At 51.3% G+C, this 15,187-nt stretch carries 11 protein-coding genes; all 11 read left to right on the top strand.

Translation table 11 applies throughout. The features are described 5' to 3' along the window. Positions 1-6: 6 nt before the first annotated feature. The 11 genes from HCR03_RS03655 (at position 7) to HCR03_RS03605 (ending at position 15,170) form a co-directional block, all read left to right on the top strand. On the top strand, positions 7-1,986 hold the full coding sequence (locus HCR03_RS03655) for a DHH family phosphoesterase (protein WP_187036687.1): 1,980 nt from the start codon (positions 7-9) through the stop codon (positions 1,984-1,986). An 11-nt stretch (positions 1,987-1,997) separates the two neighbouring features. Beyond that, positions 1,998-2,447: a 50S ribosomal protein L9 gene (gene rplI, locus HCR03_RS03650; protein ID WP_066644050.1), complete on the top strand. Its 450-nt coding sequence runs from the start codon at positions 1,998-2,000 to the stop codon at positions 2,445-2,447. Positions 2,448-2,487: 40 nt separating this feature from the next. Continuing rightward, positions 2,488-3,852: a replicative DNA helicase gene (gene dnaB / locus HCR03_RS03645; RefSeq protein ID WP_066644051.1), complete on the top strand. Its 1,365-nt coding sequence runs from the start codon at positions 2,488-2,490 to the stop codon at positions 3,850-3,852. Beyond that, positions 3,845-5,218, top strand: a complete 1,374-nt coding sequence (tilS, locus tag HCR03_RS03640) for a tRNA lysidine(34) synthetase TilS (protein WP_187036684.1) — start codon at positions 3,845-3,847, stop codon at positions 5,216-5,218. Before dnaB ends, tilS begins: the two co-directional genes overlap by 8 nt. Before the next feature lie 14 nt (positions 5,219-5,232). Then, on the top strand, positions 5,233-5,772 hold the full coding sequence (hpt, locus tag HCR03_RS03635; protein WP_066644233.1) for a hypoxanthine phosphoribosyltransferase: 540 nt from the start codon (positions 5,233-5,235) through the stop codon (positions 5,770-5,772). Between the two features lie 76 nt (positions 5,773-5,848). Beyond that, on the top strand, positions 5,849-7,723 hold the full coding sequence (ftsH, locus tag HCR03_RS03630) for an ATP-dependent zinc metalloprotease FtsH (protein ID WP_187037991.1): 1,875 nt from the start codon (positions 5,849-5,851) through the stop codon (positions 7,721-7,723). Positions 7,724-7,829: 106 nt separating this feature from the next. Continuing rightward, entirely contained in the window at positions 7,830-9,809 is a 1,980-nt protein-coding gene (locus HCR03_RS03625) for a DNA gyrase/topoisomerase IV subunit B (RefSeq protein WP_187036682.1), read from the top strand. A 43-nt stretch (positions 9,810-9,852) separates the two neighbouring features. Then, positions 9,853-12,078, top strand: coding sequence for a DNA gyrase/topoisomerase IV subunit A (locus HCR03_RS03620; protein ID WP_187036680.1), 2,226 nt, complete (start codon positions 9,853-9,855; stop codon positions 12,076-12,078). A 236-nt stretch (positions 12,079-12,314) separates the two neighbouring features. Then, complete coding sequence (gene secG, locus HCR03_RS03615) at positions 12,315-12,563, top strand: preprotein translocase subunit SecG (RefSeq protein ID WP_066644055.1); 249 nt, start codon at positions 12,315-12,317, stop codon at positions 12,561-12,563. A 150-nt stretch (positions 12,564-12,713) separates the two neighbouring features. After that, entirely contained in the window at positions 12,714-14,819 is a 2,106-nt protein-coding gene (rnr, locus tag HCR03_RS03610) for a ribonuclease R (RefSeq protein ID WP_066644056.1), read from the top strand. Positions 14,820-14,909: 90 nt separating this feature from the next. Next, positions 14,910-15,170, top strand: coding sequence for a DUF2508 family protein (locus tag HCR03_RS03605; RefSeq protein WP_156991397.1), 261 nt, complete (start codon positions 14,910-14,912; stop codon positions 15,168-15,170). The last annotated feature ends 17 nt before the right edge of the window (positions 15,171-15,187 follow it).

Raw genomic sequence — 15,187 nt, 5'->3', positions numbered from 1 at the left:
ATCAGTTTGAAACGAAAAGTATGGGCTTCTTCTCCTGTCTTTTTTGTCATTTCAGCAGTTTTGCTGCTGACGGCCGGTATCAGCTGGTTTTGGAACATCGTTGTTTTTACAGCGGAAATCACTCTCGCGGTTGCGTCCATTGCAGCCGTGCTGATTGCCAACAGGCATTTTAAAGCGCATATCGCCTTCGCCTTCAAAAGCGTGGGGGAAGTTTTAACCGGCGACAGGTATCGTTCCCTGCGTCAGTTTGCGCTTCCTGTTGCGGTGATTGGCGAAGCGGGAGACATCATCTGGGTTAACGACATGTTTCTTGATCAGGTCAGCGCGAACCGGGAATGCCGCGGCGATAACATTCTCAAATTTATTTATCCCGCAACAACGGAACAGGTTCTTTCAGCCGGCGGCACGGAGGTTACGTTTGGCTCCCGACAATATACGGTGTTCGGCATTCGGACAGAAGCGGGAAGCGTCCTGTACTTTCTTGACGACACGGCTTTTCAGGAGATCAGCCGCAATTATGAGGAAAGCCGTACCATAGTCATGCTGGCCAGCTTTGACAACCGGGAGGAGCTGACCCGGGATTCCAGCTCCAGTGAAGAAACAAGAATTGCTTCGGAAGTGGAAGAAGTACTGGCTCGCTGGGCGCAGGGGCTGGGCGGTTTTCTGAAACGCATGAGCAGCGGGCGGTATCTGATTTTGACCGACGAAGCGCACCTGCGGACGGAGATGAAAAAACGGTTTCCGGTTCTTGATTCCGTGCGCGCCATCAAGGCGGGAGACCGGCTGAGCGCGACGGTCTCGGTCGGCGTGGCCCGCGGAGCAAAAACTCTGCAGGAAGCGGACGACTGGGCCAGAAACGCTTTGAACATGGCCCTTGGGCGCGGCGGAGATCAGGTCGCGGTCAAGCAGGCCAACGATACATACGAGTTTTTCGGGGGCCTGTCCAACGGGGTGGAAAAGAGAGACTCCGTTCGCACTCGTGTTTTCGCGGCGTCCATCTCGGACGATATCAAAGAAAGCGACGTAGTTTTTGTCATGGGGCATAAATATTCCGATCTGGACTGCGTCGGCGCGGCGATCGGAATGTGGAACGTAGCCTGCAAAACGCTGCGCCGCCCTTCCTATATCGTGTTGAATCTGACGCAGAGCCTTGCCTCCCCGCAGATTACCGCACTTCAAAACGCGTATCCCGACGAAAAGATCTTTATGTCGCCGCAGGAAGCGCAGATGCTCGCAACATCAAGAAGTATGCTTGTGGTTGTCGATACGCATTCTCAGGATTTCGTTGAGAGTGCCGAGCTTTTGAAGACGGTGCCGCGCGTGGTGGTCATAGACCACCATCGAATGATGGTTCGCCACATCGAAAACGCCCTGGTTTTTTTCCACGAACCGTATGCCAGCTCCACCTGTGAAATGGTGACGGATCTTCTGCAGTATATCGGGGACAGCAAGCTGACCCAGACGGAAGCGGAGGCTTTGCTTTCCGGCATCATGCTGGACACTAAGAATTTTGTGCTGAAAACGGGGGCACGTACGTTTGAGGCGGCGGCGTATCTGCGCCGGAAGGGAGCCGATACGGTCAGCGTCAAGCGTATGTTTTCCGATTCCATCGACGCTTACAAGGCAAAATATAAAATTGTTTCCAATGCGGAAATATTCGGCCGCTTCGCCGTGGCTTCCACGGAACATGAGTTTCCGGATATTCGGATCGCATCCGCGCAGGCAGCCGACGAGCTGCTTTCCATTCAGGGAATTGAGGCGTCCTTTGTGCTGTTCCCGGCGGGGGACGTCATCAATATTTCGGCCCGTTCCCTTGGGGACGTCAATGTTCAGCTGATTATGGAGACTCTGGGCGGCGGCGGCCATCTGACCATGGCGGGCGCTCAGCTGAGCGGCCTTTCGGTATCCGAGGCCCGTGACCGGCTCATCGCGGCGATCCGCGATTTTACAGAGAAAGCATCCAATCATACGAACGAAAAGTCATAAGGAGGTACCCGATGAAAGTAGTATTACTTCAGGACGTGAAAGGCAGCGGCAAGAGGGGAGAGCTGATTCAGGTCAGCGACGGTTACGCCAGGAATTTTCTCCTTCCGCGCAAGCTGGCGAAAGAAGCGAACGCGCAGGTAATGAGCGAGCTGAAAAGCGCCGAATCCGCCAAAAAATGGCGTATTCAGAAAGAAATGGAAGACGCTCAGGCCGCCGCTGCTTCCATCAGCGGAAAAACAGTGCGCCTGTTTGCAAAAGCGGGACAGGGAGGAAGGCTTTTCGGTTCCATTACGGCGAAAGAGGTGGCCGACGAACTGAAGAAGAGCTTCCATGTGGATGTTGATAAACGCAAGATCGCACTGGATGGAGATATCCGGGCGTTCGGTACCTATGAGTGCGAGGTAAAGCTGTATTCCGGAGTAACCGCCAAAATTTATGTTTTGGTTGGGGAACAGCAATAAACGGATATAAAACGCCGAAATTTAAAAAGGGGGAAGTAAAATGGAACCGATGCAAACCGGCGCCTATGCAGGCCTGAATTTGCCGTTCAGTCCGGAAGCGGAACAGTCCGTGCTCGGCGCGGTTTTGCTGGATTCTTCCTGTCTGGACCGCGTCGCGGAAATCCTTCCCCGTCCGGAATATTTTTACCAGACCAACAACAGCCTGATCTATTCCTCTATGCTGGAACTGTTCACTCAGGGCCGACCGGTGGATTTTATCACGCTGCTGGAAAAGCTGCGGCAGACGGAAGGCTTTGAGGAAAACGGTGGAAAAACCTATCTCCTTCAGCTGGCGCAGCTGGTGCCCTCTATTTCAAATGTGGAGACCTACGCCAAAATCGTCCGTGATAAATACGACATTCGCACGCTGATCACAACGGCGCGCGACATTGTTGAAGAAGCCTCTTCCGGCGCCGCTGATTCCGCGACTTTGCTTGACAGCGCGGAACAGCGTATTTTCGACATCCGGCGCGGCAAAAACATGCAGGGCCTGCAGCGGATCGACGAGATCATTGTCAATGAATTCGACCGTCTGGATCTTCTCAATTCTCCGGACGCTGACCTGTATAAAGGAGTTCCGACCGGGATACGGGAATTGGACGAGACCATCACGGGCTTGAATCGTTCCGATTTTATCCTGCTCGGCGCTCGCCCCGGCATGGGCAAAACCAGCTTTGCCCTGAATATTGCCCGCCACGCGGCGCTTAAGGCAAAAAAGCGCGTCGCTTTTTTCTCTCTGGAAATGAGCAACGAGCAGCTTGTTTCCCGCCTTTTATCCACGGAAGCGCTGGTCGAGGGGACAAAGCTGCGTACGGGAAAGCTGGGCGAGGACGAATGGGTTCGCCTGATTGAAGCCGGCGATATTCTTTCAAAAGCGCAGCTGTACTTTGACGACAACCCCAGCATCACCGTGCCGGAAATCAAGGCGAAACTGCGGCGGCTGCGCGACGTCGACCTGGTTGTGATCGATTATCTGCAGTTAATGACCGCGTCCATGAGAATTGACAATCGCGTACAGGAAATTTCTCAGATTACCAGAAACCTGAAAATTATGGCGAAGGAACTGAACGTGCCCGTGCTGACGCTTTCTCAGCTGGCCCGTGACAGCGAAAAACGGACCAATCACCGCCCCGTTCTTTCGGACTTGCGCGATTCCGGATCCATTGAGCAGGACGCGGATATCGTCCTGTTTTTATATCGGGACGAATACTATCAGGATACCGGCGGGCCTTCGGAAGACGGGGACCGCAACCAGAGCGAGTGCATCGTTGCCAAAAACCGTCATGGTCAGACCAAAACGGTGCCGCTGCACTGGCAGGGCGAATTTATGCGCTTTACCGCCCAGGAGGTTGTTCGCAGTGAATGACCGGATGAAAAAACTGGAACAGAAAATTGAAGATACCATTTTGGAAGAAAAAATGCTGCCCGAAGGCTGTCAGATTGTCGTCGGATTTTCGGGCGGCGCCGATTCCATGGCACTGGTGCACTTTCTGCTCGGCTATTCCAGAAAGCACGGAATGATCCTGACCGCCGCCCACGTCAACCACGGCCTTCGCGGCGCGGAGTCTGACGCGGAGGAGGCGTTTGTCGCCGCGTGGTGTTCGGCGAATCATGTCGGCTTGAAGGTCTTTCATGCCGACATTTCGGCGCTGGCCAAAAAAAGTTCACAGGGATTGGAAGAATGCGGGCGGAACGTCCGCTATACTTTTTTCCGCAGCCTTTGCGGGCCGGCCGGCCGGATCGCCACCGCCCACACCCTGACCGACAGCGCCGAAACAGCGCTGATGAATCTTGCGAAGGGGACCGGGCCGCGGGGGCTTTCCGGGATTCCCCCGGTCAGAAATGAAATCGTGCGTCCGCTGATTCGCGTGACAAGAGAAGAAGTGGAGGCCTATTGCCGTTATTACGGCCTCGACTTTGTCACGGACAGTTCAAACCTTTCGGAAGAATTTGCGCGCAACCGTATCCGTCACGGCGTGACGCCTGTTTTTCGGGAACTGAACCCCGGCTTTGAACAGGCGTTTTTCAGAGCCGCGTGCCTGCTTCGGCAGGATGAGGAATATTTACAGAAAATCGCACGGACCGGGCTGGAACAATCAATCGACGTCTGCGGCGGCTATTCCATCCGAAAGTTAAAGGAACAGCCTGATTCCATCCTTTCCCGTATGATTTTTCTGGCGGTTCGGAAGCAGACCAAAGCCCGTCTCGATTATAACCATGTTGCTTCTGTCATGGCAATGATCCGTACCGAGCGCGGGAATATGACCCTTCCCGGTGGAATACAATGCCTTTCAAACGGCAATACTCTTTTTGTTCATTCCGAAAAAGAGCGATCTGTTCCGTGGCGGGTTCCGCTGCAGCTTCCGGATACCTATCTTCCGGACGGGAGGACGATCTGTATCCGTCCGGTATCTTTCAAGAGAAAAAATGATGAGAAAATTAATAATTTGTTATTTAATAATCGAATCAACTATGATACAATATTGAATACTAATAGTTTTATTCGAAACAGGCTGCCCGGCGACCGGTTTTGCCCCGCGGGGCGGGGAGTCACAAAAACTTTGAAGAAATTATTAAACGAACGGAAAATTCCGCCGTTTCGCCGCGGCAGACTTGCGGTTCTGGAACGCGGCGGAGAAATTCTGTGGATTGAAGGAATCGGCCCGTCGCAAAGCGCCGCGGTTACAGACCGCACCGAACGGGCGGCCGAAATAATCATCAAGGAGTGCTGAAACCCGTGCATCAGATGACCGATGACATTCAGGAAGTATTATTCAGTGAGGAACGGCTTGCCGAGATCGTTTCAAAAATGGGGGCCAAAATCAGTGAGGATTATAAAGACAAAAACCTTTTACTGGTCAGCATTTTGAAGGGTTCCGTTGTATTTATGTCCGATTTAATGCGTTCCGTTACGACTCCGTGCAGCATCGATTTTATGGCGGTTTCCAGCTATGGCTCCGGCATGAAAACTTCCGGTGTCGTCAAAATCATTAAGGATCTCGACATCAACCTGAAAGGGTATGATGTTTTAGTTGTGGAGGACATTTTGGACAGCGGCCTTACCTTAAGCTACATACTGGAACTTTTGCAGGCGCGTGAGCCAAAAAGCATCCGGCTTTGCACGCTGTTTGACAAACCGGACCGCAGAACCGTCGGCATCAAGGCGGATTATGTTGGGACGGTTGTTCCGGATGAATTTATTGTCGGGTATGGCCTTGACTATGATGAAAAATACAGGAACCTACCGTTTGTCGGGATTCTGAAACCGGAGGTTTACGGAGGCTGACCCGCACAGGGGAGGGCCGATTCCTATAAGGAGTGAAATTTGTTTGGACAACAGAAAGACCGTAAAAAATATTGCCATGTTTTTGGGCATACCGATCCTGCTGCTGGTTTTGCTTGCAATGGTTTTAAACAATCATTCTGATAAAACCTATAATTATTCTGAGATTCTGTATTACTTTGAGGACCAAAAGGTTACGGATTATTCCCTTGATCTTGGCAGCGGCGAAATGATTATCCATCTGAAGGACAAAACTCAGATTTCTTATGTTGCGCCGAGCACCGCACAAATGGTCGAAGATATCCGTCCTTATGTGGAGCAATACAATGCGGAGCACCCGAATGCCCGGATGACCTTTAACTGGAAGAGGCCGGCTGAAACCACATGGCTGTCCAGTCTGCTGCCGATGCTGCTGACGCTGGCCGTGATGCTTTTGTTCTGGTGGTTCATGATGAAACGCCTGAACACCTCCATGGGCGACGCCGGTAAACAGATGAATTTCGGCAAGGCGAAAATCAAGCAGATGGCGGACGAAAAGCGGAAGACCACATTTGCCGATGTTGCCGGAGCGGACGAGGAAAAGGAAGAACTTCAGGAGATCGTGGAATTCCTGAAGAATCCCCGCAAGTACAACGAGCTGGGCGCCCGCATTCCGAAAGGCGTGCTGCTCGTGGGCCCTCCGGGTACCGGTAAAACCCTGCTTGCCCGTGCGGTCGCGGGAGAAGCGGGCGTCCCGTTCTTCTCCATTTCGGGTTCCGATTTTGTGGAAATGTTTGTCGGCGTCGGCGCGTCGCGCGTACGCGACCTGTTCGATCAGGCAAAGAAAAATTCGCCCTGTATCATTTTTATTGATGAAATCGACGCCGTGGGACGCCAGCGCGGCGCGGGTCTCGGCGGCGGCCACGACGAACGTGAGCAGACGCTGAACCAACTGCTGGTTGAGATGGACGGATTCGGCGCGAATGAGGGCGTGATCATGATCGCCGCGACAAACCGCCCCGATATTCTTGATCCGGCGCTGATGCGTCCCGGCCGTTTCGACCGCCAGATCATGGTCGGTTACCCGGATATCAAGGGCCGCGAGGCAATCCTGAAGGTCCATGCGCGCGGCAAGCCGGTTGCCCCGGACGTCGACCTAAAAACCATCGCGAAATCCACCGCCGGATTTACCGGAGCGGACCTCGAAAACCTGCTCAATGAATCCGCGCTGCTTGCGGCGAGAAAAAGCCTGAAGGCCATCACCATGGATGAAATTGAGGAGGCCACGATCAAGGTTGTGGTCGGCACCGAAAAGAAGAGCCATGTCATGACCGATAAAGAAAAGAAAATTACAGCTTATCATGAAGCGGGTCATGCGGTGGCAACATTTTATTGCCCCACACAGGACCCTGTGCATCAGATTTCCATTATTCCGCGCGGTATGGCAGGCGGCTATACGATGCAGATTCCGGCGGAAGACCGCGCTTACCGTTCCCGCAAGGAAATGGAAGAAGACCTTGTTGTCATGCTTGGAGGCCGTGTTTCGGAAGCGCTTACACTGGACGATATTTCGACCGGCGCCTCCAACGACATTGAACGCGCAACCAAACTGGCGCGCAGTATGGTGACAAAATACGGGATGTCGGACGAGCTTGGTCCCATCACCTACGGACAGGATGAAGGCGAGCCTTTCCTCGGGCGGGATATGGGACATATCCGGAATTACTCGGAGGATACCTCTTCCGCGATCGACCACGAAATTAAACGCCTGATGACGGAGGCCTATAACAAGACGGAAGACATTCTCAGATCCCATATGGAAAAACTCCATGAAGTTTCAAAATATCTGTTTGAAAACGAAAAGATGAGCGGAGAAGAATTTGCAAAGATGATGAAGGGTGACCCCGAACCGTCTCCGCAGGATGGAATCACACCCGGCGCTTCTGCCGGGCATATGGTCGGAGAGGCCGGCTGAAAAGGTCAATAAAAATCAAGGGGAATGTAGCTGCATTCCCCTTTTGACTGCCTCTTAAAAAATTGGAAATAAGTTCATGAAAATACAATCTTAGGGAGGCCCCTGAATGGCACGAAAACAGGCCTATGGAAATGAAAGCATTTCTTCTCTGAAGGGCGCTGATCGCGTTCGGCGGCGTCCGGCCGTGATTTTTGGTTCGGATGGAATCGAAGGATGCGAACATTCCATATTTGAAATTTTGTCAAATGCGATTGACGAAGCGCGAGAGGGCTTCGGAAAACAAATTACAGTCACCAGGTACATGGACCGATCGGTGGAAGTGGAAGACCATGGGCGCGGCTGTCCGGTAGATTACAACCCGAATGAAAAGCGCTATAACTGGGAACTTGCTTTTTGCGAGCTTTACGCCGGAGGGAAATATAACAACAGCGAGGACGAGAGCTATGAGTATTCGCTGGGCTTAAACGGCCTCGGCCTCTGCGCCACGCAGTATGCCTCCGAATATATGGATGCGGATATTCGCCGGGACGGTTTTCGTTATAGGCTGCATTTTGAACACGGCGAAAATATCGGCGGACTGCAAAAGGAAGAATACAAGGGGAAAGACACCGGTTCCCGTTTTCGCTGGAAAGCTGATTTGCAGGTGTTTACGGATATCGACGTGCCCGTCGAATACTACATGGATATGCTCAAGCGTCAGGCAATCGTCAATGAAGGAATCACATTCCTGTTCCGCAGCCAGACCGAAACCGGTTTTGATACAACCACATTTCTCTATGAAAACGGAATTGCGGATTATGCGGTGGAAATCGCGGGGAACGACGCCCTGACTCCGGTTCAGTTCTGGCAGTCGGAACGCATGGTGCGCGACCGGTCGGACAAGCCGGAGTATAAAGTGAAAATAAACGTTGCGGTTGCTTTTTCCAACCGCAACCGCTTAATTGAATACTACCACAATTCCAGCTGGCTGGAACACGGCGGTTCCCCGGATAAAGCCGCCCGGAATGCGTTTGTTTATCAGATTGATTCCTATCTTAAACAGAACAATAAGTACAATAAGAATGAGAGTAAGATTAATTTCGCGGACGTCGAGGACTGCCTGATCCTGATTATCTCCTCCTTTTCCAACCGCACGTCCTATGAAAATCAGACGAAAAAAGCGATTACGAACAAAGGAATTCAGGAAGCCATGGTCGAAATGCTTCGCCATCAGCTTGAAGTTTATTTTATTGAGAATCCCGCCGACGCGGAAAAAATCGCGGCGCAGGTGCTCATCAACAAGCGCAGCCGCGAGGACGCGGAAAAAACAAGGCTGAACCTGAAAAAGAAGCTGACCAGCAGTCTGGACCTGACGAACCGGGTCGCGAAATTTGTCGACTGCCGCAGCCGGGATACCGGCGAACGAGAAATATTTATCGTGGAGGGCGATTCCGCTCTCGGCGCGTGCAAGCAGGCCCGCGATCCGAATTTTCAAGCGATCATGCCGATCCGCGGCAAAATATTGAACTGCCTGAAGGCCGATTACGATAAAATCTTTAAAAGTGAGATCATAACTGATTTAATTAAGGTGTTGGGCTGCGGGGTTCAGGTGAAGTCGAAAGCCAACCGGGAGCTTTCCTCCTTTAATATCAAGCTTCTGCGGTGGGCCAAAATCATTCTTTGCACCGACGCCGACGTGGACGGATATCAGATTCGTACGCTTCTTCTGACCATGCTGTACCGGTTGACACCCGCGCTGATTGAGGAGGGCAAGGTCTTTATCGCGGAATCGCCTCTCTATGAGATTCAGGCTAAAAATGAAACCTATTTTGCTTTCACGGAACGTGAGAAAGAAGAATTTTCGGAAAAGCTGAAAGGTCAGAAATTTTCCATTCAGCGGTCGAAGGGCTTGGGTGAAAACGAGCCGGATATGATGAATCTTACAACTATGAATCCGGCGACGCGCCGGCTGATTAAAGTGCTTCCGGATGAGGCGGAGCAGACGAGCAGAGTGTTTGACCTTCTTTTGGGCGACAATCTGGAGGGCAGAAAAGATTTTATCGCTCAAAACGGCTCTCAATACATTGATACATCGGATTTAAGCTGAGTGCTTGATTAAATCCCAACGAAATGGTGGTGCGGCAGAACACATGCCAAAAAAGAGGAAAGAACCCGTCCGCGGAACCGGTGCGCACGGCGTGATCAATCGCGCGGGCGAAACTGTTGAAGAAAGAATCACGGATACGCTTGAGAAGAATTACATGCCCTATGCCATGAGCGTCATCCTTTCCCGAGCAATTCCCGAAATAGACGGCTTTAAGCCGTCGCATCGAAAATTGCTTTATACCATGTATAAAATGGGTCTGCTGGGGCCTGGCAGGACCAAGAGCGCCAATATCGTCGGTCAGACCATGCGTTTGAATCCGCACGGCGACGCTCCGATTTATGATACGATGGTGCGCCTGAGCCGGGGGTATGAGGCCCTGCTTCACCCTTATGTGGATTCCAAAGGCAATTTCGGCAAGTTTTATTCCCGTGACATGGCTTACGCGGCCTCCCGTTATACGGAGGCCCGGCTGGACAACCTCTGCGAAGAGCTGTTCCGCGATATTGACCGCGATACCGTTGATTTTGTCGACAATTACGACAGGACTATGAAGGAGCCCACACTGTTGCCGGCAACCTTTCCAACCGTGCTTGTCAACGCAAACACGGGGATCGCCGTCGGTATGGCAAGCTCTATCTGTCCGTTCAATCTGGCGGAAGTCTGCAAAACAACAGTGGCTCTGCTGAAAAACCAGCAGCACGATATCTTCTCTACGCTGCTTGCGCCGGATTTCCCGGGCGGCGGGCAGATTCTGATGAACCGGGACACTCTGAAAAAAATTTATGAAACGGGCCGCGGCTCCATTCGGGTTCGGTCACGATATCGCTATGACGCGGATGCAAACTGTATCGACGTGGTGGAGATTCCTCCTACCGCGACGGTGGAAGTAATCGTTGAAAAGGTCGTTGACTTGGTCCGGCAGGGAAAAGTGAAGGAAATTTCAGACATCCGAGATGAAACGGGTCTTGACGGCCTGAAAATCACCATCGACCTGAAACGGGGAACAGACCCGGATAAGCTGATGCTGCGCCTGTTTAAAATGACGCCGCTGGAGGACAGCTTTTCCTGCAACTTCAACGTCCTTGTCAATGGAACGCCGCGCGTCATGGGCGTTCGGGAACTGCTGAACGAATGGAGCAAATTCCGGGTCAAGTGTGTTCGCCGCAGGACGGAATACGACCTGAAAAAGAAGCAGGAAAAGCTGCATCTGCTCAAAGGACTTCAGGCAATTCTGCTTGATATTGATAAGGCGGTGGCCATTGTCCGTTCGACCGAAGGGGAAGAGGAAGTAGTTCCCAATCTGATGATCGGGTTTGGCATTGACCGCACACAGGCCGAGTATGTTGCCGAAATAAAGCTGCGCCATCTGAACCGCGAATACATTATGAAACGGACCGAAGAAACGGCGCAGCTGGAGCTTGAGATTGCAAAGCTGCAAAAAATATTGGGCAGCGAAGCGGAAATCCGCAAAATTATATGCAACGAGCTGAATCAGGTGGCGGAAAAGTACGGAAAACCACGGCGGTCCGAACTGATTTATCCGGGCGAGATCGAGGAATATGCCGAGGAAGAGATTCCTGATTACCCGGTTAACCTGTTTCTGACGAAAGACGGCTACTTTAAGAAGATCACACCGCTTTCGCTGCGGATGGGCGGAGAGCAAAAATTAAAGGAAGGCGACGAGGTCGGCCAGCATATTGAAAGCACAAACTCGGCCGAGCTGCTGTTTTTTACGAACCGGTGTTCCGTTTATAAGGCGAAAGCCTCTGATTTTCCGGATATGAAAGCAAGCGTGTTAGGCGAATATATCCCGGCAAGGCTCGTGATGGAGGACGGCGAAACGCCGGTTTATCTTGCGGTCACGACGGATTATGCAGGTTTTATGATGTTTTTTTATGAAAACGGCAAGGCGTCCAAGGTTGATCTTACTTCTTATGAAACAAAAACAAACCGACGCAGGCTGGTAAATGCCTACAGCGATAAAAGTCCTCTGGTATCCTGTACAAAGGTCGAAGAGGACCGGGAATTTCTGCTGGTATCTTCTCAGGGCAGAATGCTGTTGTTGCATTCGGGCGCAATCCAGAGCAAAACAACCAGATCGACCCAGGGCGTGGCGGTCATGACGCTTAAACGGAGCGCCAGACTGCTCCGCGCGGACCCGTACCGGGAAGGGTCCCTGCAAAAGCCGGACCGTTACCGTAAAACGATTCCGGCAGCCGGCTCCATGCCCGCTGCGGAAGATACCCAGGGCGAACAGATGACTCTGTGAAATAAAAAACGCCGCTGAAAAACCAATAGCTTTTCAGCGGTGGGACAATTCGAGCGGCAAACGCAAACCGAAACGTAAACACTTTTCTTTGTCCATGACATAGAGTTTCCTGATTTGAGGGCCATTATTCATTTTTCTGTCTGTTTTTCAAAAGATATCCGGAACACCCCTTGCAAACGGACTCTGTTTGTGATACCATTTTAAATAAGGAATTGTAAAGATTTTGGAGGTATTTTATGTCAGTCGCCGAGATTATATTAGGAATAGTGCTGATGCTTTTTTCCGTTGCGATAACAATCGTCGTATTACTGCAGGAAGGCCATGAGCAAAACGTCGGTGTTGTCACCGGCGGTGCGGATACATTCCTGACGAAAAACAAGGCGCGGTCGGTAGACGCCTTTCTGGCCCGCTGGACGAAAGTTATTGCGATCGGTTTCTTTTTGCTTGTTATTGCAATTAATGCTTATTTATTCTTTGTAGCTTAAACAGATGCAATTTCGCCCCGCTTGGCAAAAGCGGGGCGTTTCTCATTTTACTCGATGATTGGGAATAAGATGACGACATCTGTTTTCTGTTAATCGCCGTACTTTTGGGAAATGATAATTATTATGAAATGATTGACCGGAGGAAATAATTTGGAAGAAACAAAAGATAAAATTATAAAATGTTTAAATAAAATTTCTCAGAGTATCTCGTCGCGCGACTTGCTGAAACGAGTCAAAGCAAATAAAAACGATTATTATAAAGCCCTGGAAGAACTGGAGAAAGAGGGCAAAATTACTCTCAGCAAGAGTCGGAGAATCCGTAAAGTAAGAGAAAAATCAACCGTTGACGCAACCATTGTCTCGCTTTCAAAAGGCTTTGCTTTTGCCCGGCCGGAGAGCGGCGGGAATGATATTTTTATCCATGCCGATCATCTGAAAAGTGCATTTATCAAGGACAAAGTACGGCTTTATCGAATCAGACAGAGTCCGAAAGGGCCCAGCGGAGAAGTCGACTCCATTTCTGAAAAGAGCAGCCGGATCATCACAGGAACCCTCAACAAAGGAAGAGGAACGTGCGAAATGGTTCCGGACGACGCAATCCGCTATCCGATCCGGGTCGTTCAGAACGTGCCCCGCAATGCGAAAAACGGCGATAAAGTGCAGGCGAAGATCAGCAGGCAAAAGAATTCTTCCGAGCTCCAGGCTGAAATCGTTAAGATTTACGGAAAATCGAACAGCGCGAAAATTTGCGCGGACGCGATACTGGATCAATACGGAATTCGCACGAAGTTCGAAAAGGAAATACTGGAAGAGGCGAAACGTGCATCTTCGGCCGGCATTTCCGAAAAGGACCTGAAAGGAAGACTGGACCTGAGAAAGCTTGCGATCTGCACCATAGACGGCGCCGGCGCAAAAGATCTGGACGATGCCGTCTCTGTCAGCAAAACGCAAAAAGGCTTTCGGCTTGGCGTTCACATTGCGGATGTTTCCCACTATGTGCGGGAAGGCGGCGCTCTGGACCAGGAGGCGTTCGAGCGCGGAACATCCGTTTATTTCGCCGACCGGGTCGTTCCGATGCTGCCGGAGGAGCTTTCCAACGGGGCGTGTTCCTTAAATGCTGGGGAGGATAAACTGACCTTTTCCGCGATCATCGACCTAAGCTCGCGGGGAGAGATTTTATCCTACCGCTTTCGAAAGAGCGTGATTTGCTCCCGCGTTCGCGGTGTATACTCAGAAGTGAACCAGCTGTTTTCCGGTCAGGCAGGCCGAGAGCTGAAAAAGAAATACTCTCCGGTGATCCGTTCTTTACATGCGGCGAAAGAGCTTGCGGAAATTCTGAAGAAACGTTCGGGAGAAAACGGGTCTTTTGATATAGAAAGCACGGAGTCCGAGTTTACTTTGGATGAAAAGGGAGTCTGTGTGGACGTTCGTCCCCGTAAAAGCGGAGAAGCGGAACAGATGATTGAGCAGTTGATGATTACGGCAAATCAGGCTGCGGCGAAACTGGCGAAATCAAAGGGAATCCCATTTGTGTACCGGGTTCATGAACAGCCTGACCCGGAACGGGTACAGACGCTGATCCAACTGGTCGAGGCGGTAGGCTTGAATTCACGAACCCTGAAGAAAAAAGGGGAGCTCACAGCCGCCGATTTCGCAGCCGTGCTGGACCAGGCCAAGGATACCCCGATTCAGAAAATTATTTCGCATCAGCTGCTTCGAACAATGGCAAAAGCTCGTTACGATTCGCAGCCGATCGGGCATTTTGGGCTTGCGTTGGAGGATTACTGCCATTTTACCTCCCCAATTCGAAGATATCCGGACCTCGCGATTCACCGTATCCTGACGGCACTGCTGCTGGGCAAGGATGCTTCTCAAATCAGCCGCTTCCAAAATTTTGCGGCCGGCGCCGCAAAAGCATCCTCGAATGCCGAAGTGCGCGCAATGGCGGCGGAACGGGATACGGAAGACTGCTATATGGCTGAGTATGCCGGTCAGCACATTGGTGAAATTTACGACGGCGTGATCAGCGGGGTAACTCAGCGCGGCATCTTTGTGGAGCTTGCCAATACTGTGGAAGGCTTTGTGCCGGTGGACAGCTTTCAGAACGCCGCGTATCAATTTGACGGCATGATCACTCAGGTTGACCGAAATACCGGACATAAGCTGACGATTGGGCAGCCGTTGCGAATTCAGGTTGCGGCTGCGGATGTCGCCGGAGGCCGTATTGATTTTATTCCTTGTGAAAATCCGGATTAATTTGGTGTTGACTCCCTATACTGCATAAAAAATGGAATAAATGCCCATCCTACTGACATAAGTATGAAACCGGAAGGCGGAATTGTTAGTATGGAATCGGTATTAAAGCTATTGCAGCACACCACGGACTGTGAGGAGGTACAAAACGGTCTGGATCAACAGCAGATCATTGATTCAATCCGAGACGTTTCCCGCAAGTTGGCATATAACGAATGCTGGTTTCAAACGGAATCCGACGAGAATCTGATTGATGCGTGCATCTATCAACGGGAAGAATTAAAATCCCGGTATCGTTATTTGCTCAAACTGGCGAAACAGAAGGGTGTTAACTGCGCTTCCTTCCAGAAATAAGAAGCGGAGGTGTAAAA

The organism is Caproicibacter fermentans (genome assembly GCF_014303955.1).
Classification (GTDB): Bacteria; Bacillota; Clostridia; order Oscillospirales; family Acutalibacteraceae; genus Caproicibacter; species Caproicibacter fermentans.
The sequence above is the reverse complement of the archived record's forward strand: the minus strand, read 5'-3'. Positions and strand labels throughout refer to the sequence as shown.

Bases quoted from the DNA above. Each gene is read 5' to 3' on its own strand.
- rplI (WP_066644050.1), top strand. From the start codon at position 1,998: ATGAAAGTAGTATTACTTCAGGACGTGAAAGGCAGCGGCAAGAGGGGA.
- dnaB (WP_066644051.1), top strand. From the start codon at position 2,488: ATGGAACCGATGCAAACCGGCGCCTATGCAGGCCTGAATTTGCCGTTC.
- hpt (WP_066644233.1), top strand. From the start codon at position 5,233: ATGACCGATGACATTCAGGAAGTATTATTCAGTGAGGAACGGCTTGCC.
- ftsH (WP_187037991.1), top strand. From the start codon at position 5,849: ATGTTTTTGGGCATACCGATCCTGCTGCTGGTTTTGCTTGCAATGGTT.
- HCR03_RS03625 (WP_187036682.1), top strand. From the start codon at position 7,830: ATGGCACGAAAACAGGCCTATGGAAATGAAAGCATTTCTTCTCTGAAG.
- HCR03_RS03620 (WP_187036680.1), top strand. From the start codon at position 9,853: ATGCCAAAAAAGAGGAAAGAACCCGTCCGCGGAACCGGTGCGCACGGC.
- secG (WP_066644055.1), top strand. From the start codon at position 12,315: ATGTCAGTCGCCGAGATTATATTAGGAATAGTGCTGATGCTTTTTTCC.
- HCR03_RS03605 (WP_156991397.1), top strand. From the start codon at position 14,910: ATGGAATCGGTATTAAAGCTATTGCAGCACACCACGGACTGTGAGGAG.